Origin of the sequence: Paraburkholderia ginsengiterrae, from assembly GCF_001645125.1 — a bacterium.
Classification (GTDB): domain Bacteria; phylum Pseudomonadota; class Gammaproteobacteria; order Burkholderiales; family Burkholderiaceae; genus Paraburkholderia; species Paraburkholderia ginsengiterrae.
On the sequence record NZ_LXKA01000141.1, the window covers coordinates 1 to 497 of the forward strand.

The following is a 497-nucleotide window of genomic DNA, read 5'->3' on the forward strand; positions in this document are numbered from 1 at the left end:
GTGCGGAATGTTCATGAAGAACTCTGTTCCGACAAAGGTCAGCAACACGCCGCGACACAGGTACTGGGTTCCGATCGTGACGATCAGCGAAGGCCCCCTGCGCCGACCCACCATCCTCCCGTTCTCTACGCCCCTCGCCTTCCCCCCCCCCGCCTATCCCCGTCCCCGCGGCTGGCCCCTCCGCCAGCTGCCACCCCACCCCTCCCCGCCCCAACCCCCCCCGTCCCCCCGCCGCCCACCCATCGCACCACGAACACGCCCCGCCTCCCGAGCAGGCCTCAGCAGCCCCGCCCCGCGTGGGCGCCGCCCGGCGCGAACCACTCACACCATCCGGCACCGCTTCTACAGATCAACGCGCCATCCGCACCAGCGCGGCGCGCCCACTAGCCGCTGTGCCTGTCGCCCACCACTACGCGCTCCCGCCCCGCAGTTGCGCGACCCTGTCGCAGAGCGCCCGCTACCTGCCCGGCCACCTCGGCGGTGCGCACATCACTGCA

At 72.0% G+C, this 497-nt stretch carries 1 pseudogene; it reads right to left on the reverse strand.

Features of this window, described 5'->3' with window-relative positions:
- Nucleotides 1-147: pseudogene (locus tag A6V37_RS42240) on the reverse strand (ABC transporter permease); the annotation flags it as partial.
- Nucleotides 148-497: the final 350 nt, after the last annotated feature.